Source organism: Pseudoalteromonas sp. FUC4, from assembly GCF_008370255.1.
Taxonomy (GTDB): Bacteria; Pseudomonadota; Gammaproteobacteria; order Enterobacterales; family Alteromonadaceae; genus Pseudoalteromonas.
In genome coordinates, this window is record NZ_SEUI01000002.1 from 726,397 (window position 1) to 746,159 (window position 19,763).

Below are 19,763 nucleotides of genomic sequence, written 5' to 3' on the forward strand. Positions count from 1 at the left end.
ACCCTCCCCATTTTAATTTATGAAAAAAAACATTCGCTTTAATAGTTACCTACTCACACTCTCGCTATGTTTTTCTGGAGCAACTCATGCTGCTGATGAACTAGAAATAGACGGCTTATTACTCGATAGAAGTATTAGCCGCTTTGGTCATCAATTTTATTATGAATTTTCAAACTATTGGCGAGATCTCCCCTCAACGGCTGGTTTTAATATCGAAATAAAAGAAACCGTAATACCAAAAGCGGGTACACAACTTTCTTTAATAATGAATAACCAACTTGTTTACGCGACTTATTTAGGTCGCAGATTAGAACCCCTTGATGAGCGTGTTGAACAAGCTGTTTATACAGTAATAGACGCAATGGCTCGCTCAAACATGGCTGCATCAACCCCAGATATGGCTAAAGATGGATGGTAAAATGAAAAAAACGGCCCTTATAATAACAATATTAAGCTTTTCGTCCCAAGCGACTGAAATAATTTATACTCCAATTAATCCAAGCTTTGGTGGTAACCCACTAAATGCAAATATGTTGCTGAGCAAAGCGCAAGCTCAAAACAAGCATAAAGCGCCAGTAATCGAAAAAGGCTACGCAGAACAATTTCAAGACTCTTTAGAGCGCACCTACTTAAACCGCATGGTAAGAGAAATTACCGATATGGCGTTTGGTGAAGATATTGAAGATAGTATTTTTAATCAAGACTCTATTTTTATGAGTGGTGATTATCAAATTGAAGTTATAACCAGCACAACCGATTCTATTACAGTAAAAATAACAAATATATTAGATGACTCTGTTGTAATCATTGAAGTACCGAGGTTTGGATAATGTATAAACTACTAATAACAATAACATTACTGGGTTTGAGCGGCTGTGCAAGTTTGGGAAATCTTATTCCACCATCACAGCAAAAAGCAATTAGTCTGGAGCCAACTGAGTTATTTGCAGATCTAAAAAACCTACCTAAACCTGTCGGTAGTATTCCGGTATCGGTTTACTCATTTAGAGATCAAACCGGCCAATATAAGCCGCAAACTAACGTAAGCTCATTTTCGACGGCCGTAACTCAAGGTGCTAACTCAATACTTGTACAAGCACTGCATGAATCAGATTGGTTCACGCCGGTAGAGCGTGAGGGTTTACAAAATATTTTAACTGAGCGAAAAATTATTCGAGCAGGCCAAGGAGATAATCCTAACCAAGCTGATTTACCACCGCTTACCACTGCCAAAATTATTTTAGAAGGCGGTATTATAAGCTACGACACCAATGTAAAAACAGGTGGTTTAGGTATGGAGTACTTTGGTATAGGCGCCTCTGAGCTTTATCGTGAAGATGCTATTTCAATATATCTACGCGCTGTTGATGTTCGAACAGGCCAAGTATTACTGAGTGTAGCCACCAGCAAAAAAGTATTAAGCCAAGAAATGCGTGCAGGATTTTTTAGATACGTGAGTTACAAACGTTTAGCCGAAGCTGAAGCGGGCTTTAGCGACAACGAACCTATGAGCATTTGTGTAACACAAGCAATAGAAAAAGCACTTACAGACCTTATAACAAAAGGTATTGATAAAGGCTTATGGGCTAAAAAAGTGAGCTAATCACACAGACAGTGATAACAAATAAAAAGGCTACGCAAAGTAGCCTTTTTATAGGAAAATTTAATGCTAAATAAGCTATTTAGCCATTGGCAATAATACAGAAACATAGCGCTGAGCCCAATTAGCGAGTTCTACCCTATTGCGTGAGTTCGTTTTTTTAAACGCACTGTATAGATGTGTTTTTACGGTATGGTCACTAATATTGAGTTTATCTGCAATGGTATGGTTACTCGCACCTTGTGCAATTAGATGAATTACAGATTTTTCTCGCTTTGTTAAATGATCGTAATCGTCCTGCTTTAATTCAATATCGTCGTGTAGACCATTAAACGACGAGGCCACAGCTAAAATATCGTTAAATGCTTTTGAAATCACTTTACGCGTAAACCAAAGCTCGCCGCTATTAACCCGAACTAGCCCTTTAAAAATATCCTCTGGTGCATCAGATTTATAAAAAACGCCATTAAAATGGTTAAGTAACAAGTTTTGCTCGCATACATCTTCTCTATCAACGTTAAAAATGACAACACTATAATGTTTAGATAAACAGATAAGATCTGCTGGAATGAGGTCTTGCCATTTGCTTTTAGCACCGTCAATTAAAAATAGATCATAATTAGCTCGCAGCTCTACTTTAGGTACAACATCATCCATTTTAATATCACCGAACAGAGCTTGCAGTGTTCTTAAAATAATTGCGTAATTGTGTGAATGAAAAGATGATTGAAATGTTGTTTTTACAAATACTGAGTTGATATGAGGCATAGATTTCATCCTTGAAACATTTATATTACATTACCTAAATCAAATACAACTTACAATGAGATTTTGGTATTAAAATAAAGTTATCGCTTCTCACCCTAAAACAGATAAAAGCCCATTAAATCAATGTATAACCTACATTGCCTTTGTCTTTACAATTGCTTTTGTAAGATAAATAACAGATCGGATTAGTAGTTTAGTAATTCTTAAAACCTTAAATATACATTATCGTAAACTAAGCTTTATGGGTAATTACTCTATCGTCGCTTTTAATTTATTCAGCGCATCAACCGAAAAACCTCGATCATAAAAATATAATATTTCGCCACTGTTATTAATAAGTACTACACGAGAGTTATTAGGGCTTTCATTACCTGTAAATTTTTGAACCGCTTCACCATCTTTATAAATAGTGATTACTCCGCCCCATAATTCTTTAGGGATGCCTTTGCGCATACCACTGTCTATAAATGTACTGAACATGCGTGGCGCCATGCCCGCAATAGTAGGTAGCTCGTAGGTAGGAAGCGTAACGCCCGCCATGTCTAAGCCAATTAACCAACGGTCTATATCAAACTGGCTGTCTTGCTTGTAACCAATAAGCAGTAGTGTTTTATCTGCTTTAAAGTCGCTAGGTATAGTTACCATACTTTGTTCTAGGCTTTCGCCGCTAATGCTTGGAAACTGTTTACCTGTTATTTGTTGGTTTGGGTACTGTGTGGTACAAGCGCTAAGTAATAAAAATGCAAAAGCACTTAATATTAATTTGATCATAATAAACCTAAGATTTTTAAATTTCATAACGATACGTTTAGTATGGCAACTGAGATCTAAAAATGTTGATTAGCTATGTAACTTTTAAATTTAGACGCGGTCATAGCCTTACCATACTTCCAGCCTTGTCCGTAATGCACACCCGCTGTTTTTAAAATTGCTTCTTGTTCTGAGGTTTCAATGCCTTCAGCTACACAGGTATAATTAAACTTATGCACAAGTTCCATAATATTTGGGATCATAGAGGCTTTTAAGCCCTCAGTTGCTATATCTTGAACAAACGTACGGTCAATTTTAAGTTGATGAAAACTCAAATTTTGTAAATTTCTTAAATTCGAATAACCCGTACCAAAGTCATCTAATGATAAGTTAAACCCCGATTCAACTAATGTTCTTAAATGAGCATGCGCAATGCTTGTATCAAGGTATTCGTCTTCGGTTATCTCTAAACAAATAATAAAGCGTGAATTGGTAAGCTCTGTTATTTTCGGCAGTAACGACACATTACCTTGCTCTACATCGCACGGAAATATATTAAGCGATACTTTGAAGCCCTCTGGTAATGCTTCTATTGAGGTAAGTTCTTTCATAGCAGTCGCTATCATTGTCTCAGTAAAAACCCAAGTTAAATGGTTTTTCCTGATAACCGGAATAAACTCATCTGGGAATAAAGCCCCATACTTATCCTCAAAACGCGCAAGCACCTCACAACCAACCAGCTTGCCATTTTGCAAACAAATAATGGGCTGGTAAGTCCAATAAAATGATCCCTTTTTAAGCCCTTTACGGATACGCTGGTTAGTAGAGCGACGTGCAGCAATTCTTGCATCAACAATTAGTGCAGTCGATATGCCCGCTAAACAGGTTAAAATTAACGAAATTATTAATAATAAGTAATTATTAGAAAAAAACAGACTCCAAGGTAAGTGCACTACTACACAATAATGACTATTTGTAGAGCTGCAAACTGAATTAGTTGAGTAAGGAAAGAAAACATTACTTTTTACCTGCTGATACACCCCCTCTTTACCCGCTAAATGATGTAAAGCATTTGGTGCTTTATAAATAACCTCCCAATCTGGCGCAATAATTCCGATATTGGTAAAAGGCGTGCTCTGCATAATTAAATTATAGTCACCTTGCCTGACTATAATTACTTCCATAGGGCGTTCACTAAATAATAATAAATAAAGCTCCGGCTCAAAACGAACTCTCACCTGTTCATCATCTCGAATAAAGTCAGGCTGTTTGTCATTAATTGGTTTACTTAATAAGCCTGCCCCCGTAGTGCAAACTAGCTGGTTATCTTTAAAAAAGCCTATATCAATTACATATTTTGCGTCAAATAAAGCGCGGCGCATCTCAAGAAGAGTAGCGTTATCACACTGTTTAAATGCCAGCTTATTTAATGGAGTAAGAATTCGACGCCTCTCGGCAACTGCAGCCTCTATATGAGTTAGAATATACTCAGCATCAGATTTTGTTTGTGCTGTTAACTGCTGCGCTGAAAAGTAGAGCAAAATAAAGCAGCCAGTTACAAAAACTAACCCTCCGGTTAAAACGGCTATAATAGATTTTTGTTGGTACTTTTTCATAGCATCCCGAGGTTATTAATTTATATCACTACTTTATTTAGATGATTGCATAAGTCGCACTAAACTCAAATAGATAGCTTTAACAATCAGTGAAAAAATCTTTAACTAAATGAGCCATTTTTAAACTTATAACCAAATGTTGATTATTGTCAAAATGGATACCATCACCACCTGTCATGTTAATAAACGTATTAAAATCGATGTAAGTACATTTATTATTAGCCGTCACACGCTTAAATTCATCAGAGAGATCTTTTGCTTTTATATCGGCATCTTTATAAATACGTGAATACTGCTCGGTAACTCTTACTTCAGGTGGGCTGGAGATAATAATTTTAGGGGCTTGTAAAGTACTACTTTGTTGATAATAAGTATGTATTGAGCTAATTAAATCATTCAAGCCGTCGGCTATTAAAATAGGTGTTAAATTAAAGCGCTTTTTAAGATCGTTCGTACCAAGAGCAATAATAATAAAGTCGATATCATATCTCTCTAAATAAGGCTTTAAATAACTAACACCACTTAGCACACCATCAAAAGGCGGATTATGTACTAAAGTACGATTAGGTTGCCCCGCCTCAATTACAGTAAAGTCACACCCTAAGTTTTTAGCTAATAGCGATGTCCAGCGGGTATTTTCATCAAAACGTTTACCCGTTATAGGGTTTAATCCCCAGGTATTAGAATCGCCAAAGCAGAGTATGTTTTTTGTCATTTGAGTCTTTAAAATGGATTGAGTGTATAACCTTGTTGTTGTAACTGAGCATGTGCTGTCATCGCCGAAAGTGACATTTTCACACCTTCGATTAGTTGCTCTGGCGCTACTTTATAATGTGTCGCCGACTGCCCACATACATAAACCACAGTGTTACTAGCAAGTAATTGCTCGATCAACGCTTGGTTTTTATTATCAACATTAAAGCGTTTTTTGTATTCTTTATTGGCAAGCACGTCAACACTTGCGCTCCCGTGCACGACTAACGCAAGTTGTATATTTTCAGGCTTTACACCATGCGATACATGCATGTTAATAAAACGCGCTAGTGAATTCATCGAATTATTCTGCTCGCCTTTTTTAGCGCTATCAGCAACATCAAAAGCTATTTTAAATACGGTAGAATCATTAATCGGTGCATGCTGAGGTACATTATAAAAGTTACCAAAGCCTTTAATAGTATTGTCAGCCGCTTGCGAAAATGGGCTGATAAGTAAAAGTATTAATAGGTATTTCATAAGCAATCCTGTGTTTTAAATAAGTTAACTTATTTATAAAAATAACAGAAGCAAAGAAAAAAGGCTGCAATTTAAGCAACCTTTTGGGTACTTTTATGGCTATGGTTAATAAACTACATGCCTAAATAGCTAAACGTATTTTTAAACTGCTCTATAAAACAAGCGGGAGCTTCGGTTGATGACGCATTTGAAAGCACTGAAAAATGCTTACCACGTAAACTACGAAGTTTTGGTTTTAATACTTCATCGTCCATGTAATCGGTTATTCTATCAATAAATAATTTCATTTGTACTGTGGTGCTGTACCAATAAACGGGTGAGGCAAACACCCAATGGTCATACTTTAAAAGTGCTTCAAATACGGCGTAAAAATCATCATCTTTATAGTTTTTGTTATAACAGTATGGTGCCATTTTGTAATAATCTAAGCATATTACCCGCACATTATTTTGCTCTGTAAATCCGTTAACGTGCGCCTGTGTATTACCATTTTTACGTGCGCTTGATTAATACCAACCCGCAATAATACTTAATCATTTTGCGGGGCTAAACGCGTCGCTACCTGCGTTAAAAAACTCTCATTTAGGACAACTAAATAGCGAATTTTTTGCCTAGCTATCAACGCGTTTTTCCACCCTCAAAATAGCTCACTTAATTAAGCGAGTTGGTATAAATAATAACAGTGCTACGCTCAAGTTTTTGTTGCATTTAGTTAACTCCTTTTTTAATGTTGAAAGAAGCTTAAAACCTCAAGTTATATTGAGGGAAAACGGGAATTTAAAAATAATGCAAGCAGATCAAAAAAAACTAACAGAGGCCAACTTAACGGTTGGTTATGTAGCCAAACGTAGCGGCGTAAAAGTATCAACTCTGCACTTTTACGAAACAAAACATTTGATAAGAAGTTGGCGAAATAGCGGCAATCAGCGACGTTATAAACCCGACGTATTACGCCGAGTAGCGGTTATAAAAGCGGCACAAGCGATGGGAATTACACTCGATGAAATTAAAAATACCTTAGCCACCCTACCCGACAACCGCACACCAACAAAACAAGACTGGTCAGCACTTTCAAAGCGTTGGCGAGCTCAGCTTGATGAGCGCATTGCACATATGCAGCGTTTACGCGACCGCGTTGATGGTTGCATAGGTTGCGGCTGTTTATCGCTCAAAAGCTGCCCTATTTATAATAAGGATGATCATTTAGGCGAGAATAAAAGCGGTGCTGTGCTTTTAAAGTCAGATCCTTTATCTGTGAAAAATAAAGCTTAATTTTTTGCTAAAGTGAAAACAGGTTATCCATAATCTCAGTATTATCAATTATATAATGATCAATACACTTGCCTTATGCGATAAACAAAGCCTTACCCATACATATTAATTACTTACATTTAATTTAGATAATATCATGCCCGCTTATTTTATTTTTAGCTCAACAGTTAACCAACCCAGCCAAATACATAGGTCATTAATCAATTATACCCGCACCTAATGTGTATGTTTTTTGTAGTACTTTGTAGTCTCGCCATTACATTTGCAATCATTTCTTTAATTAATATATTTAATCCATTTTTTTGCAGCAATTAATTTTTTAAAAAAGCAATATAAAAATCATAATAAACCAACCTCCTTTAAAACCTGCAGTTAAAGCACATAAATAACAGTCACTTATAGATTTAAGTAAAAACTCTATTTCTATAAATAGAAAACAACTTATAATAAAACTTAAATAATAGAAACGCCTTTTATATTAATAAATATTTAATATATCCCTATCTATAATTTTATATTTCGAAATTATTCACTTTTGTTTGGGTTTTATACATGCTTAGAAAAATATCAATCCGACTGCGCTCGGCGCTCGCCTTTAGCTTTATAGGGTTATTAGTTATTATTGTTGGCTTAGTTTTAATATTTAGACTTAACCTATTAAATACCGAAATTAATACTATTGCAGAAACTAACGTGCCAGCACTTGAAACCTCTCTAATTATCCTTTCAGACTTTTATAATTTAAGGTTGCAAAATAGCAATGTAATTAATGCAACTGAAGCGAATCAATTTTCATACAAACAAATTTTCGATAATACAAAGCACACGTTACTCGATAATATAAAAAAAATGGCGCCACTGCTTAATACTAAAAATGAAAAACACAAATTAGAAGTGATTGAATCTGATATTTATAAATTTTTATCTCTACAAAATCAGCAAATTGAATTATTAGCTGAAAATAACTTACAAGGCGTTCAAAGCCTTCAAGAGAATGAGATGAAGCAGGTTCGTGATGGCGTAACGCAAGCTATTAGTAGTATTGTAAAAAGTCAGCAAGCAAATATTCGTGATGGTAAAATTAAAGCACAATACGTTTTTGACCAATCCGTTTTTTTTGCTTGGATCACATTAATTGTCGCCATTATTTTAGTTTGGTTTTTTGCTTGGTCGTTTACCAGAAGTATTATAAAGCCTATGCGTAACGTTTTACATTTAGCGCAGTCCATAGCCCGAGGCGATTTAACCCAATCGATTAGCGATGAAGGGAATGATGAAACCACAAGCATGATTATAGCACTGAGTCAGATGCAACAAACGCTCAGAAATACCATTAATAAAATTCAAGACTCATCTCATAACTTAGTCTCTACATCAGAAGAGCTAAGCGTTGTTACTGAGCAATCAACGCAGGGTATCATTTCGCAAAATGAGCAGTTAGAGCAAGCTATTTCCGCAGTTACCGAGTTAACAGTTTCAGCTGAACACGTTGCGCAAAGCTCAGCCGACACATCTCGAGAGTCAGACTCAGCAAATGAACAAGCGCTAGCTGGCTTAAAACAAGTAGAAGATACAGTAACGACTATTACCGCTCTTCTTAGTGAAATCGATAAAACTCAAGACGGTATCAAAAACTTAGCCACAGAGGTCAATAAAATAGGATCGGTGCTTGATGTGATCAGAGATGTAACCGATCAAACGAATCTACTGGCTGTCAATGCCGCGATTGAAGCAGCAAGAGCAGGTAGTTATGGCCGAGGCTTTGCTGTTGTAGCTGATGGTGTTCGTGCATTAGCCCATAGAACGAGTGAATCAACAAAAGAAATAGAGCTAATGATTCAGTCAGTTCAAAGTGGAACTAAAAACACAGTAATTTCAGTACAAAGCAGCCATGACAAAGCACAAAAAAGCTTAGATATATCACAGTTAGCAGGCAAAGCTTTAATAGAGATAACGACTGCTGTTGCGCATATAAACAGTCAAAATGCGACAATTGCATCTTCAGCTCACGAACAAGCAAATGTATCTCGTGAAATTGATAAAAACTTGCTAGTAATACGAGACGTAGCTGCAGAAGTAGCCTCTGGCGCTACACAAACTAACATGTCGAGCCATGAACTTTCTCGTTTAGCCGACTCGCTAGATGACTTAATCAAACAATTTAAAGTTTAAAATAGTTCTGCCTTAGCTTAAATACTCACTTTATTAGGTATTTAAGCTGGGTAAAAACCTACCAGATGGCTATTCGTAGATGCTGGTATATATATGTGGAAATATCTCCAATATAAGAAGTGGTATTGCTAACTGGCTAATTTTTAAGTATTCTTGCGTGCCTAAAAAGGAAGCGAAAATTTAAGGAATAAGCTATTGGAACCAACTAATCAAACCCCAGAAAACAATACAAAACCACCTGTAGTTACTCAAAAACTCACTCAAGCCCTTAAAACGGTCGATCATAAAGAGCTCAAAAGTACTGGTTTTTGGTTAAATCAATTTTTTATGGTTATTTCTACCGTATTTGGTGTTTTTTTAGCGGCTCAAAGCGGTTTAGAACAAGCACTTAAGTTTGATTCATTTAGTAAAATGGAAGATAACTATTATTTACGTACATCACTTTATGACGAAGTTAATGATAATGCCAACACGGTAGCCGAATATGCAGAACGCTTAGCGAAGAGCCCACCAACATCAGAGATGGAGTTTTTTAAACCGACACTTGAGCAGTATATATGGAAAACAATGCAATTTTCTCCTACTACGCTTGAAACACCGAGTGAGTTTTTAACTAGAATACGTCGGTTTTATTCTCGAGCCGACTTTATCATTAATGCCGCAATAAATCGCAAAATATCTGCTAAGCAAGCCTCTATAGAATTAGCAAAAATAACAGACTTGATTAAAACTCAAACACTACCAGCATTAAAAAATAGCGCTAAACAATTAAAAATGGAATTACAGCAGAATGATATTTCTGTTGGTTCGTTAAAGGAACTTGAAAATGCTAACTAAGAACTGCCCTCATTGTAAAGACCATCCATTAGAAGCAACCAATTATCAAGGTGAAGAAATAGATATTTGCCGTGAGTGTGGCGGTTTATGGTTCGAAAAAAATGAAGTAAACAGAATGATTTCAGAGATAAATGACGGTCCTGAAGGAGATAAATTTGAAACTCACTTTGGTGAACCGTTAGGAATTTCTGAGCTTGACTGTCCTGATTGTAAAAAAAGTTTAGAGCGTTTTCATTTACTTGAAGCTTTTCACACCGAAATTGATGTTTGCAGACACTGCGATGGCACATGGATTGATAAAGATGAGCTTGAAAGTGTAGAAAAAAGCCCCGAAATAAAAGCGAGTTTAGGCGAACTAAATCAAAAAGTAAGTTGGAAAACCTATCTGTTCCAATTTTTAACGCAAATGCCTGTTGAATATAACATTAAACCACAAAAAACCCCCTGGGTTACTCGCGCCCTTATTGTTTTAAATACATTGATTTTTGCACTTTATTTTTTAAACCCAAGCTCATTTAGCTATGTTATTGATAACTTTGCTATGACACCTGCAGATTTAAGCAAAGGTAATGAGCTATGGACTGTATTAACTTGCGTATTTTTACATGGCTCTATAATGCATTTAGTCGGCAATATGTACTTTTTATATATCGTTGGCGATAACCTAGAAGATGTTTTAGGTCATAAACGCTTTCTGTTGTGGTATTTAGCCTGTGGACTAATCGCATCGTTTGCAAGCTACATTGTAAGCCCGATGTCAGATATACCAGGCGTGGGGGCAAGTGGCGCCATAGCAGGCTTATTTGGCATGTACTTGATGTGGTTTAGACACGCAAGCCTTACCTTTATGTTTGTAATTTATCAGAAGAAACTTTCTGCAGTATGGTTTTTTGCTATTTGGTTAGGGTTTAACATTTTTGGTGCAGTAACAGGCCCTGATGGCATTGATTATGGTGCGCATATTGGTGGTTTTATAGCTGGACTAATTATTGGTTATATTTTGAAAAGTAAAATATTAGAGCAAAACCCTATAATTCGTTTACTAAACCAAAAAGAAGCACAATTAAAACGTTAATCGTCATATTAAAGCCACTAATAGATGAACATTAGTGGCTTTATAAAACTTCTCACTAATTTCTATAACTTACAACGCGTATAAACTGTATAAAATTGACCCGTATTTTTTATCGGTATATCGTACGTTATAGCCTCTTTACTAAGTTCGCATTCAAAGTTATTTAATATATCAGACAGCAGTGCTTGCTCTTCGGTGAACTGTATTGTGGTATACCACAAGATTGAATCTTCATCTTGTTTGTTACCAATATAAATACTCTGTAGCAACGAGCTATTAAAAAACATATTGGAAGGGTTTGAACTACGTATGGTTTTATTATCGAAATAAAAGTAACCATTGTTATCACTTATGGCTTCATCAATATAAGTATCACCATAAATCAGCTCTCTTGTTACTTTAACGCCCTGTTGGGGTTCCCCCTTGTTTAATAGTCTTCCTTTTACAGGCAACGATAGCGTAACGTCTTGTTTATTAAAAAAGCCAAACATGTCTGCACATCCTTGCATTGGTATTAATAAAAATAAAATAAGCGTTAAGGTAACGCCAGCCGATCTTGTATTGGTCATAAAAAGTCCTTTTCCTATTTATATCTTAACCTAACAATAAATCTGGAAAATAAATAGCGACAATACTACATCCCACATTTACTAAAATACATAACCACAACACCACTATAAAACGTCGCTTTTGTGATTTATGGCGAAGTAATTGTTGAGCAAGTAATGCCCCAGGCCACCCTCCAAATAATGCAAGTAATTGCAGTGTGCGCTCTGGCGTGCGGTTTACTTTTTGATGTGAAGAACGCTTAGCTTGTCGCTTATCCCACGCGTACATTAAAAAAGTGAAAGCACTTAATACACTTATATAACCAGGTACATATATTGATATATAAACAGGTAAGTATTGCAGTAGGTAAGCCAGCCAAATGGCGGCTAAATAAAGTAATGAGAATGTGATTAATATTTTCTTTATCAATTGATTATCGCCTATACTTGGCATTGGTATTACAAAAACAAGAGCCAAATTATGACATATTTTAAAGCGATATTCTTAGTCTTATGCTTATTAACATTTAGTAGCTATGCATCTGATACACCTACCAATCTTGATAAAGAGCTTGCCGTTTTCAAACCCTATTTAGGCACTTGGCAAGCTGACTTTAAAGTTCCTGAAGGTACTAAAAAAATACAAGATGTTGGCCGATGGGAGCGTGCTTTAAACGGTAAAGCGATCCATACCAAGCACTCTATTAATGAAGGTGAGTATGGCGGCGAGTCGATGATTTTTTACGACAGTAAAAAAGAGTCATTAGTGTTTTACTATTTTACTACCGCAGGGTTTTACACAAAAGGGACTATGAAAGTGCTCAGCCCTACTCAATTTGTAGCCTACGAAGACGTAACCGGCAGTCAAGATGGTATTACTAAGGTTAAGTCGATGAGTGAGCTAAAAGACGATAAATTTGTAGTCTCAACTTCTTATCTAAAAAAGGGTGATTGGACTAAGCCCGAACAACGTATTTATACTCGCAGTACAAAACCGGTTAAGTTTAAATAGCTGTGATTTAAAAATACAAAAAAGGCAGCCTAGGCTGCCTTTTGTCATTTATAAAATCGTATTTATTTTGCGAATTTTTTAAATGGTGCGTCTACTGGTGTATCAGCAAGGTGATTAGTGTAGTTGCTCATTACCTTTTGCGATAAGCCAACAATAATTTCTAGTAGTTGCTGTTTACCGTAACCTGCTGCAAAAAACTTCTCAATTTGCTCATCGCTAATTACGCCGCGCTCGCGTGTCATTGCAAGCGTTGTTTCACGTAGTGTTTCAAGTTTTGCGTCTGCAAGTGGTGTTTTGTTTACTAGTGCATCAACAATACCTTGGTCAACTTTCATTGAAGCGGCAATTGCGCTGTGAGCTGGTACACAGTAATGGCACTCGTGTTCAACGTTAATTGACTGCCATACAACTGTTAGCTCTTCTGCGTTAAACGATGTTTTTTGAAATAAGTCGTGCAGTACTTGGTAGCCTTTAAGTAGCGTAGGCGCTTCTGCCATTACTGCGTGAAGGTTAGGTACCATGCCAAATGCTGCTACTGAATCAGCCATAAGCGATTTTGATTCTTCAGGTGCGTTGTCTTGAGTATATAACGTAAATTCTGCCATGTTCTGCTCCAATAAATTAATGTGTTTGAGTAACTTCGAGACACATACTATTTGATTTTGAGCGACTGTTCAAGTTAAAATTGAGCATACGTTCAAAATAGTTGAGATTAAAATGGCTAACAAAGTTAAATTTGAACGCGAGAATGTAATTCGCGTTGCAAGCCAATTGTTTTGGGAAAAGGGGTTTATAGCAACCTCAACCCGCGATTTACAAGAAGCAATTAATATGCGCCCAGGCAGTATTTATGCGGCGTTTGGCTCTAAAGAAGGTTTATATAGTGAGTCTTTAAAAGACTACACCGTACAAATGAAAAGCCAAATTGATGGGTTTTTAGCAAGTTCTGACACTGTTGTAGGTGGTTTGCGTGCGTTTGTAGAAAACGTAATAATTAAAACCAAAGACTGTAGCCCAAGTGCTATTTGTATGTTGGTAAAAGCAAACAGTGAATTTGCAGAAAAAGATGCCTCTTTATATGAGCTGAGTTTAGACTTATCGGCAAAGTTTGAAGCTTACCTAACAACCTTATTTGCTCAAGCTATTAAAAATAATGAGCTGAGCAGTAACCTTACAGCACTTGAATATGCGCAGTTTTTTCAAGTGCAATTTACTGGGCTGCGTGGCTACTTTAACCGCCCAAGGGTTGAGCAATTAGCGCAGCCGATGATCAATCAAATGTTTGCCTTGATCAAAAAGCTATAACTTTTCGCAGTACTCACTACTAAAAAGTCTCAACAAAAAAAGCGGCTAATTCAAAACGAATTAGCCGCTTTTTTATATTTTTCTTTTACGTTTTAAGTTTGTTTAGCTCGCTATCTTGCTGGGCAACAAGCGCATTAAGTGCTTCACTGCTATCTCCTGCTTGAGTTGATAGGTCAGCAAGTTGCGACGCGGCATCAGATATAAGCGTAAGATTACGGTTAATTTCTTCGGTCACTAAGCTTTGTTCTTCAGCGGCGGTAGCAATGTGCGTAATTTGATTGGTTATTTCATCAACTTTTACTACCACGCTATGCAGTGCATCAAAAGCAACTGATGTTTCGTCTACTGCGCTTTCAGCGCGTACTACCCCTTTTTCAATTACGGTAGATGCATTACCTACTTCTAACAATAAGCTATCAATAAGTTGGCTAATATCATCGGTAGATGAACGGGTTTTAGACGCAAGTGCACGTACTTCATCAGCAACTACCGCAAAACCTCGGCCATGCTCGCCTGCACGTGCTGCTTCAATGGCTGCATTCAGTGCCAGTAAGTTTGTTTGCTCTGAAATAGTTCGAATTACATCTAAAATTTGGGTAATGTCTTTACTACGCGAAGCCACTTTTTCAACGGCTTGGTTAGCTTCTTTAATTTCTTCAGACATGGTTTTAACTTGTGTCATTGCTGAAGATAAACTCGATTCACTGCTAACAACTAAACCATTTATTTCATCCGCTTGTTGGGCTGATTGCTCAGAGGCTCTTGCTACTTCAAGTGCGGTAGCGCTCATTTCGTTCATCGCGGTTACTACACTTTCAATTTCGTGAAATTGCGATTGTACATTTTGCTTGGTATCAACAGCAATATGCTGCGCTACTTCGCCTTGATGCTTAGTTTGCGCCGATACATCTTTAAGCTCTGAAATTAACTTACGTAATTTAGTTAAAAAGGCATTAAAACCACCAGCAAGGGCGATTAATTCAGCATGTGAGTCTACATATAGCGTATGCGTTAAATCCCCCTCGGAGCTGGCTAGGTTATCTACACGCTGTTGAATTTGCTCGAGCGGCGCAACCACAGTACCCACCACAATCTTCATAACTATAAATGCGATTAGCGCTATCACAGCACCTGTAATTAAGATCATTACACCTAGGTAGCTTGCTGTATCATCCATTCCTTTAGCTAGAGCATCAGGCCCTTCAAGCGCTAAATTAGTGGGTACTTCAATAAGTAAAGACCACTGAGTATTAGCAAGTTTAATATTAATAGGGTAATTAACTAAATACTCAGAAGACGTTTTAAATATGCCTTTTTGACCTTTAAATCTCTCGATTTCTTTAAAAGTAGCGGCACTAATAGCCTCTTTAAATGGGCGCCCTAATTTAGATTTATAATGGCTACTGCCCACCACTAAACCTATGTCGCTCAAAAGCGTTACTTTTGCTTGCCCGTTATATAACTCGCTAGACAATTGCTCGGTCATTGCTTGAAAGGTAGGTAGCGTTAAATCAGCACCAGCTAAACCTATAAACTGACCCGATTTTAATATAGGCACAGTTAACGAGGTCAACATTACTGAATCGCCCGATGGGATTTCGTATAAGTAAGGCTCCATAATACAAGGCTTTAACGTGTCTTTTGCACATAAGTACCAATGCGCTTCACGAATACCAAACTCGTTTAATGAGGTTATATACTTATCCGCAGCGTTGGCTACTTTTTGCTGCTCAATGGTGCCGTTTTGATCGCGAGTAATATACACCTCTAAGGTGCCATCGCCATTTACTGAGTGTTTATACCCTTGCTTAAAGCTCGAATCTTGCCCATCAAAAGCATTTGGCTCAAACTGCGAGTATATAGACGAAAGCAACGTGTTTTGCTCTAACATCGAACGGTTAATACTCACAACCGTATCGCGATCTAAATTTTGACTTTGTGCAGCGTCGCCTAACAAAGCGGCTAATGAATAAGGTACGCGATAGGCTTCGTTAATAAAGCCTGCTATTTTTTCACCATAAGCGGCTGCATTTGAATTAAGTTTATGCTCAACCTCGGCAACAATGTACCCTTCTGATTTAACAGCTAAGTCTTTGTTACTTGTTGATAATTGCCACCATAATGTAACCGACAACACGATTACTGTTAGTAATATACTTGAGACTGTAAGCCACAGTAATTTTTTTGCTAGCGATAATTCCCGCATTCATTTCACCCTTTAATTTAAACTACGGTTACAGTTTAGTTGATCTGAGAAATGAAGCTATGAATATCGCTAAGAAAACGAAATCTAATACAAATGTTTAGCTTTTATTTTTAGCTAAAAAAGCAGTGGCTATAGAGGCAAAAATAAGCAAAATTACGCTCCCCCATAAACACGCTACAAAACCATAAACCTGAAACACCCACCCCGAAAGTACTGTGCCCAGTAAACGCCCCATGGCATTGGCCATATAATAAAAGCCAACATCAAGTGATACACCATCGCTTTTAGCAAAGCTGACAATTAAATAACTATGCACTGATGAATTAACTGCAAATACACCGCCAAATATAAGTAAACCTATAATCAACGTGGCATGCACAGCAACATCAAATTGCATAAGCAGTGCTAAAAGTGCTGTTACTCCACCTAATAGTAACACCCATAAATACGCATGTTTAACGGTATCAACGTTTGAGTTACTCGTACCTGTAATACGTGGTGCTTGAGATTGCACGCCACCATAGCCAATCACCCAAAGTGCCATAAAGCCACTAACCCACCAAAAGTCCCAGTTAAACTGCTGGGCTAAATAAATAGGTAAAGCCACTACAAACCATACATCACGCGCTGCAAACAAACATAACCGTGCTGCGCTTAATAAATTTATTGCACGGGATTTAGAAAATAGCTCTTTAAACTTGGGCTTATTTTTAGCCTTGCCCATGTCACCTTTTAAAAATACAACGCTAATTATCCAAGCAATAGTCAGTAACACAATAAGTGCTTTTAAAGCCCCTTCAAAACCCAGTACCGTAAGTAGTAAGCCACCTAAAAAGAAGCCGACCCCTTTTAACGCATTTTTAGAGCCCGTTAAAATAGCCACCCACTTATAAAGCTGGCCTTGGCCGCTTTCTCCCTCGGGAACTAAGTGTTTAATAGCGCTTTTGGCACTCATTTTATTTAAGTCTTTTGCTATGCCGCTAAACGCTTGTGCCACCATAACATAAGCGACTGTGAGCCATTCACTTGGCGCACATAACATGGCAAGCGCCATTATTTGCAGCGCCAAGCCAAAGTTCATGGTTTTATTAAGGCCTAAATGAGCCCCTAGCCAACCGCCCACTAAATTGGTGATCACACCAAAAATTTCGTAAAACAAAAACAGCATGGCAATGGCCAACGCACCATACCCTAACTGATGAAAATACAGCACCACCAACATGCGTAGCGCACCATCAGTTAAAGTAAATGCCCAATAGTTACCTGTAATTATTAAATATTGTTTTATAGAGCTCGGTAAGTTAGCTAACTGCGCAAACATAGCGTTAAACCTTTTTAAACGAGATTAAACCACATCACTTTTTGCAACTTTAAGCATTAGCTCAGCAGTACGGTTTGCATAACCCCACTCGTTATCATACCAAGCGTATAATTTAAGCTGAGTGTTGTTAATTACCATGGTTGAAAGCGCATCAATAGTGCAGCTACGCGGATCGGTTTTGTAATCAATCGATACAAGCGGTTTTTCTTCGTAACCTAATACACCTGCAAGCTCGTTTTTAGACGCCTCAGCAAACCATTCATTCACCTCAGTTGCAGTTACACCACGCTCAAGCTCAAATACACAGTCGGTAATGGATGCGTTAGTTAAAGGTACGCGCACGGCATGACCGTTTAATTTACCTTTTAGCTCAGGGAAAATATGCGTAATAGCCGTTGCACTACCGGTTGTAGTAGGTATTAAGCTAGTACCGCACGAGCGCGCACGGCGTAAATCTTTATGAGGGGCATCAATAATTGTTTGTGTATTAGTAATGTCGTGAATCGTGGTCATTGAGCCGTGCTTAATACCCACTTTTTCTTGCAGTACTTTTACAATAGGCGCTAAACAATTAGTAGTGCACGAAGCCGCTGTAACAATTTTATGCTCATCTGGGTTATATAAATCCTCGTTTACACCCATTACTACATTTAAAATACCGTCTTCTTTTACAGGTGCGGTAACTACAACGCGCTTAACACCTTGCGCTAAATATTGATTTAACAGCTCGGTGGTTTTCATTTTACCGCTGGCTTCTATTACTACATCGCAATCTGACCAATCAGTTTCATTTATGGTTTTGTTGTTGGTAACTGCAATCGTGTGCTTACCCACACTAAAGCTATTATCATCACTAGAAACCTGTTGTGCTAAGCGCCCATGTACTGAGTCAAACTCAATTAAATGTGCGTGGGTTTTAGCATCGCCTGCAATATCGTTTACTTTAATAAATTCTACTTCTGGCCACTCTAAAGCCGCGCGCAGTGTTAAACGTCCCATACGGCCAAAGCCGTTAATACCTACTTTAATTGTCATAATAAATACCTTTAGTAAAGTTATATCAATTTGCTTAATTAACAGCAGCTTGCTGCACGCTCTGGGCGATTACCCATAGTATTTAACCGCGTTAAATCGTTTTCATAAAATGAAGGATTAGCAGTCAGGGTTTGCGTTAATACATTTTTAGCCCATTCAGGCAGCGCTTTATTAATGCTGTAATACACCCACTGGTTTTGCTTACGGTCACTCAGTAAGCCGCATTGTCTTAACTGCGCTAAATGTCGAGACACTTTAGGCTGGCTTAGCTCAAGTGCAGCAACCAGTTCGCATACACATAGCTCTTCTTCGTGGCTAATTAATAGCATGGCCTTTAAGCGCGTATCATCCGCTAGGCATTTATAAAATTGAAGTGGGTTGAATTGTTCCATAGTGTCCTCACAGTGTTAGTGGATATACAATAAAACAAAAACATAATATATGGAATAGTGAATATACGATTATTTGTATATTTAAATTTTTTTGCTTTAAAACGAAAAAAAGCACACAACGACTACTTGCCGTTGTGTGCTTTTAATAATTACGTTATTAAGTGTTAAATAACAGAAAGCTCTACTTCAATATTGCCACGTGTTGCGTTTGAATATGGGCATACTTGGTGCGCTTTATCTACAAGCTCTTGCGCTGCTGCTTTATCCATATCACCTAGTGATACAGCTAGTTTTACCGCAATACCAAAACCGCCTTCAATCGCGCCAATAGATACTTGTGAGTCAATATGTGTGTCGCTTGGTAAATCTATTTTTTCGCTACCCGCTACAAATTTAAGTGCGCCAATAAAACATGCTGCATAACCTGCGGCAAATAACTGCTCTGGGTTAGTGCCTTGTCCGTCGTCTCCGCCTAAACCTTTAGGTGTTGATAGTTTTACATCTAAACGGCCATCATCAGATTTAGCTACGCCTTCACGGCCGCCAGTTGCAGTTGCTTTTGCTGTGTAAGCTACGTTTTGTAATACATTCATAATGAACTCCAAAGTTTAAAATAGGGTG

At 37.5% G+C, this 19,763-nt stretch carries 22 protein-coding genes and 1 pseudogene; 9 read left to right on the top strand and 14 right to left on the bottom strand.

The features are described 5' to 3' along the window. The first annotated feature begins 19 nt into the window (after nt 1-19). The 3 genes from EU510_RS09240 to EU510_RS09250 are packed head-to-tail and all read left to right on the top strand — an operon-like array spanning nt 20 to nt 1,603. Nucleotides 20-418: a curli production assembly/transport protein CsgE gene (locus EU510_RS09240; protein WP_149593244.1), complete on the top strand. Its 399-nt coding sequence runs from the start codon at nt 20-22 to the stop codon at nt 416-418. Beyond that, nucleotides 408-830, top strand: a complete 423-nt coding sequence (locus EU510_RS09245) for a curli assembly protein CsgF (RefSeq protein WP_149593245.1) — start codon at nt 408-410, stop codon at nt 828-830. The genes EU510_RS09240 and EU510_RS09245 overlap by 11 nt, the downstream gene beginning before the upstream one ends. Continuing rightward, nucleotides 830-1,603 carry a CsgG/HfaB family protein gene (locus tag EU510_RS09250; RefSeq protein WP_149593246.1) on the top strand — a complete coding sequence of 258 codons (774 nt, stop codon included), beginning with the start codon at nt 830-832 and terminating at the stop codon, nt 1,601-1,603. The genes EU510_RS09245 and EU510_RS09250 overlap by 1 nt, the downstream gene beginning before the upstream one ends. Before the next feature lie 75 nt (nt 1,604-1,678). On the opposite strand, the gene EU510_RS09255 is transcribed toward EU510_RS09250, so the two are convergent. From EU510_RS09255 to EU510_RS09280, 6 genes and pseudogenes are all read right to left on the bottom strand, one after another. Beyond that, nucleotides 1,679-2,368: a response regulator transcription factor gene (locus tag EU510_RS09255; protein ID WP_149593247.1), complete on the bottom strand. Its 690-nt coding sequence runs from the start codon at nt 2,366-2,368 to the stop codon at nt 1,679-1,681. 249 nt (nt 2,369-2,617) lie between these two features. Next, entirely contained in the window at nt 2,618-3,139 is a 522-nt protein-coding gene (locus EU510_RS09260) for a hypothetical protein (protein ID WP_149593248.1), read from the bottom strand. Nucleotides 3,140-3,195: 56 nt separating this feature from the next. Then, on the bottom strand, nt 3,196-4,734 hold the full coding sequence (locus EU510_RS09265) for an EAL domain-containing protein (protein WP_149593249.1): 1,539 nt from the start codon (nt 4,732-4,734) through the stop codon (nt 3,196-3,198). 79 nt (nt 4,735-4,813) lie between these two features. Beyond that, nucleotides 4,814-5,449 carry an SGNH/GDSL hydrolase family protein gene (locus EU510_RS09270; protein WP_149593250.1) on the bottom strand — a complete coding sequence of 212 codons (636 nt, stop codon included), beginning with the start codon at nt 5,447-5,449 and terminating at the stop codon, nt 4,814-4,816. A gap of 8 nt (nt 5,450-5,457) precedes the next feature. Next, nucleotides 5,458-5,967: a DsrE family protein gene (locus tag EU510_RS09275; RefSeq protein WP_149593251.1), complete on the bottom strand. Its 510-nt coding sequence runs from the start codon at nt 5,965-5,967 to the stop codon at nt 5,458-5,460. A 113-nt stretch (nt 5,968-6,080) separates the two neighbouring features. Then, nucleotides 6,081-6,473 (bottom strand): annotated as a pseudogene (locus EU510_RS09280) (flavodoxin family protein); the annotation flags it as partial. Between the two features lie 280 nt (nt 6,474-6,753). Between EU510_RS09280 and soxR the strand changes: the two are divergent. The 4 genes from soxR (at nt 6,754) to EU510_RS09300 (ending at nt 11,323) form a co-directional block, all read left to right on the top strand. Beyond that, a complete protein-coding gene (gene soxR / locus EU510_RS09285) occupies nt 6,754-7,239 on the top strand; it encodes a redox-sensitive transcriptional activator SoxR (protein ID WP_149593252.1) in 486 nt (161 codons plus the stop codon). A gap of 552 nt (nt 7,240-7,791) precedes the next feature. Next, nucleotides 7,792-9,411 (top strand): methyl-accepting chemotaxis protein, encoded by a 1,620-nt coding sequence (locus tag EU510_RS09290; RefSeq protein ID WP_149593253.1) that lies wholly within the window; start codon nt 7,792-7,794, stop codon nt 9,409-9,411. Nucleotides 9,412-9,606: 195 nt separating this feature from the next. Continuing rightward, the gene (locus tag EU510_RS09295; protein ID WP_149593254.1) at nt 9,607-10,248 is read left to right on the top strand and encodes a hypothetical protein; all 642 of its coding nucleotides are present in this window, start codon (nt 9,607-9,609) and stop codon (nt 10,246-10,248) included. Beyond that, entirely contained in the window at nt 10,238-11,323 is a 1,086-nt protein-coding gene (locus tag EU510_RS09300) for a rhomboid family intramembrane serine protease (protein ID WP_149593255.1), read from the top strand. The genes EU510_RS09295 and EU510_RS09300 overlap by 11 nt, the downstream gene beginning before the upstream one ends. 62 nt (nt 11,324-11,385) lie before the next feature. Here EU510_RS09300 and EU510_RS09305 read toward each other — a convergent pair whose 3' ends face one another. Next, nucleotides 11,386-11,892, bottom strand: a complete 507-nt coding sequence (locus EU510_RS09305; RefSeq protein ID WP_262501213.1) for a transthyretin-like family protein — start codon at nt 11,890-11,892, stop codon at nt 11,386-11,388. 25 nt (nt 11,893-11,917) lie between these two features. Continuing rightward, nucleotides 11,918-12,301, bottom strand: coding sequence for a DUF1294 domain-containing protein (locus tag EU510_RS09310; RefSeq protein ID WP_149593256.1), 384 nt, complete (start codon nt 12,299-12,301; stop codon nt 11,918-11,920). A 51-nt stretch (nt 12,302-12,352) separates the two neighbouring features. Here EU510_RS09310 and EU510_RS09315 point away from each other — a divergent pair, with 51 nt between their 5' ends. Then, nucleotides 12,353-12,883 carry a hypothetical protein gene (locus tag EU510_RS09315; RefSeq protein WP_149593257.1) on the top strand — a complete coding sequence of 177 codons (531 nt, stop codon included), beginning with the start codon at nt 12,353-12,355 and terminating at the stop codon, nt 12,881-12,883. 62 nt (nt 12,884-12,945) lie between these two features. Here EU510_RS09315 and EU510_RS09320 read toward each other — a convergent pair whose 3' ends face one another. After that, nucleotides 12,946-13,488, bottom strand: coding sequence for a carboxymuconolactone decarboxylase family protein (locus EU510_RS09320; RefSeq protein WP_149593258.1), 543 nt, complete (start codon nt 13,486-13,488; stop codon nt 12,946-12,948). A 112-nt stretch (nt 13,489-13,600) separates the two neighbouring features. Between EU510_RS09320 and EU510_RS09325 the strand changes: the two genes are divergently transcribed. Then, the gene (locus tag EU510_RS09325; RefSeq protein ID WP_149593259.1) at nt 13,601-14,188 is read left to right on the top strand and encodes a TetR/AcrR family transcriptional regulator; all 588 of its coding nucleotides are present in this window, start codon (nt 13,601-13,603) and stop codon (nt 14,186-14,188) included. Between the two features lie 85 nt (nt 14,189-14,273). On the opposite strand, the gene EU510_RS09330 is transcribed toward EU510_RS09325, so the two are convergent. From EU510_RS09330 to EU510_RS09350, 5 genes are all read right to left on the bottom strand, one after another. After that, nucleotides 14,274-16,394 (bottom strand): methyl-accepting chemotaxis protein, encoded by a 2,121-nt coding sequence (locus tag EU510_RS09330; protein WP_149593260.1) that lies wholly within the window; start codon nt 16,392-16,394, stop codon nt 14,274-14,276. A gap of 97 nt (nt 16,395-16,491) precedes the next feature. Then, nucleotides 16,492-17,715, bottom strand: coding sequence for an organoarsenical effux MFS transporter ArsJ (gene arsJ, locus EU510_RS09335; protein WP_149593261.1), 1,224 nt, complete (start codon nt 17,713-17,715; stop codon nt 16,492-16,494). A gap of 24 nt (nt 17,716-17,739) precedes the next feature. Then, entirely contained in the window at nt 17,740-18,750 is a 1,011-nt protein-coding gene (locus EU510_RS09340) for an ArsJ-associated glyceraldehyde-3-phosphate dehydrogenase (RefSeq protein WP_149593262.1), read from the bottom strand. A gap of 38 nt (nt 18,751-18,788) precedes the next feature. Continuing rightward, nucleotides 18,789-19,142, bottom strand: a complete 354-nt coding sequence (locus EU510_RS09345; protein ID WP_149593263.1) for a metalloregulator ArsR/SmtB family transcription factor — start codon at nt 19,140-19,142, stop codon at nt 18,789-18,791. A 164-nt stretch (nt 19,143-19,306) separates the two neighbouring features. Further along, nucleotides 19,307-19,735: an organic hydroperoxide resistance protein gene (locus EU510_RS09350; RefSeq protein ID WP_149593264.1), complete on the bottom strand. Its 429-nt coding sequence runs from the start codon at nt 19,733-19,735 to the stop codon at nt 19,307-19,309. Nucleotides 19,736-19,763 lie beyond the last annotated feature (28 nt).

Coding starts and splice junctions, on each gene's coding strand:
- EU510_RS09240 (WP_149593244.1), top strand. CDS start 20: ATGAAAAAAAACATTCGCTTTAATAGTTACCTACTCACACTCTCGCTA.
- EU510_RS09245 (WP_149593245.1), top strand. CDS start 408: ATGGATGGTAAAATGAAAAAAACGGCCCTTATAATAACAATATTAAGC.
- EU510_RS09250 (WP_149593246.1), top strand. CDS start 830: ATGTATAAACTACTAATAACAATAACATTACTGGGTTTGAGCGGCTGT.
- EU510_RS09255 (WP_149593247.1), bottom strand. CDS start 2,368: ATGCCTCATATCAACTCAGTATTTGTAAAAACAACATTTCAATCATCT.
- EU510_RS09260 (WP_149593248.1), bottom strand. CDS start 3,139: ATGATCAAATTAATATTAAGTGCTTTTGCATTTTTATTACTTAGCGCT.
- EU510_RS09265 (WP_149593249.1), bottom strand. CDS start 4,734: ATGAAAAAGTACCAACAAAAATCTATTATAGCCGTTTTAACCGGAGGG.
- EU510_RS09270 (WP_149593250.1), bottom strand. CDS start 5,449: ATGACAAAAAACATACTCTGCTTTGGCGATTCTAATACCTGGGGATTA.
- EU510_RS09275 (WP_149593251.1), bottom strand. CDS start 5,967: ATGAAATACCTATTAATACTTTTACTTATCAGCCCATTTTCGCAAGCG.
- soxR (WP_149593252.1), top strand. CDS start 6,754: ATGCAAGCAGATCAAAAAAAACTAACAGAGGCCAACTTAACGGTTGGT.
- EU510_RS09290 (WP_149593253.1), top strand. CDS start 7,792: ATGCTTAGAAAAATATCAATCCGACTGCGCTCGGCGCTCGCCTTTAGC.
- EU510_RS09300 (WP_149593255.1), top strand. CDS start 10,238: ATGCTAACTAAGAACTGCCCTCATTGTAAAGACCATCCATTAGAAGCA.
- EU510_RS09305 (WP_262501213.1), bottom strand. CDS start 11,892: ATGACCAATACAAGATCGGCTGGCGTTACCTTAACGCTTATTTTATTT.
- EU510_RS09315 (WP_149593257.1), top strand. CDS start 12,353: ATGACATATTTTAAAGCGATATTCTTAGTCTTATGCTTATTAACATTT.
- EU510_RS09320 (WP_149593258.1), bottom strand. CDS start 13,488: ATGGCAGAATTTACGTTATATACTCAAGACAACGCACCTGAAGAATCA.
- EU510_RS09325 (WP_149593259.1), top strand. CDS start 13,601: ATGGCTAACAAAGTTAAATTTGAACGCGAGAATGTAATTCGCGTTGCA.
- EU510_RS09330 (WP_149593260.1), bottom strand. CDS start 16,394: ATGCGGGAATTATCGCTAGCAAAAAAATTACTGTGGCTTACAGTCTCA.
- arsJ (WP_149593261.1), bottom strand. CDS start 17,715: ATGTTTGCGCAGTTAGCTAACTTACCGAGCTCTATAAAACAATATTTA.
- EU510_RS09340 (WP_149593262.1), bottom strand. CDS start 18,750: ATGACAATTAAAGTAGGTATTAACGGCTTTGGCCGTATGGGACGTTTA.
- EU510_RS09345 (WP_149593263.1), bottom strand. CDS start 19,142: ATGGAACAATTCAACCCACTTCAATTTTATAAATGCCTAGCGGATGAT.
- EU510_RS09350 (WP_149593264.1), bottom strand. CDS start 19,735: ATGAATGTATTACAAAACGTAGCTTACACAGCAAAAGCAACTGCAACT.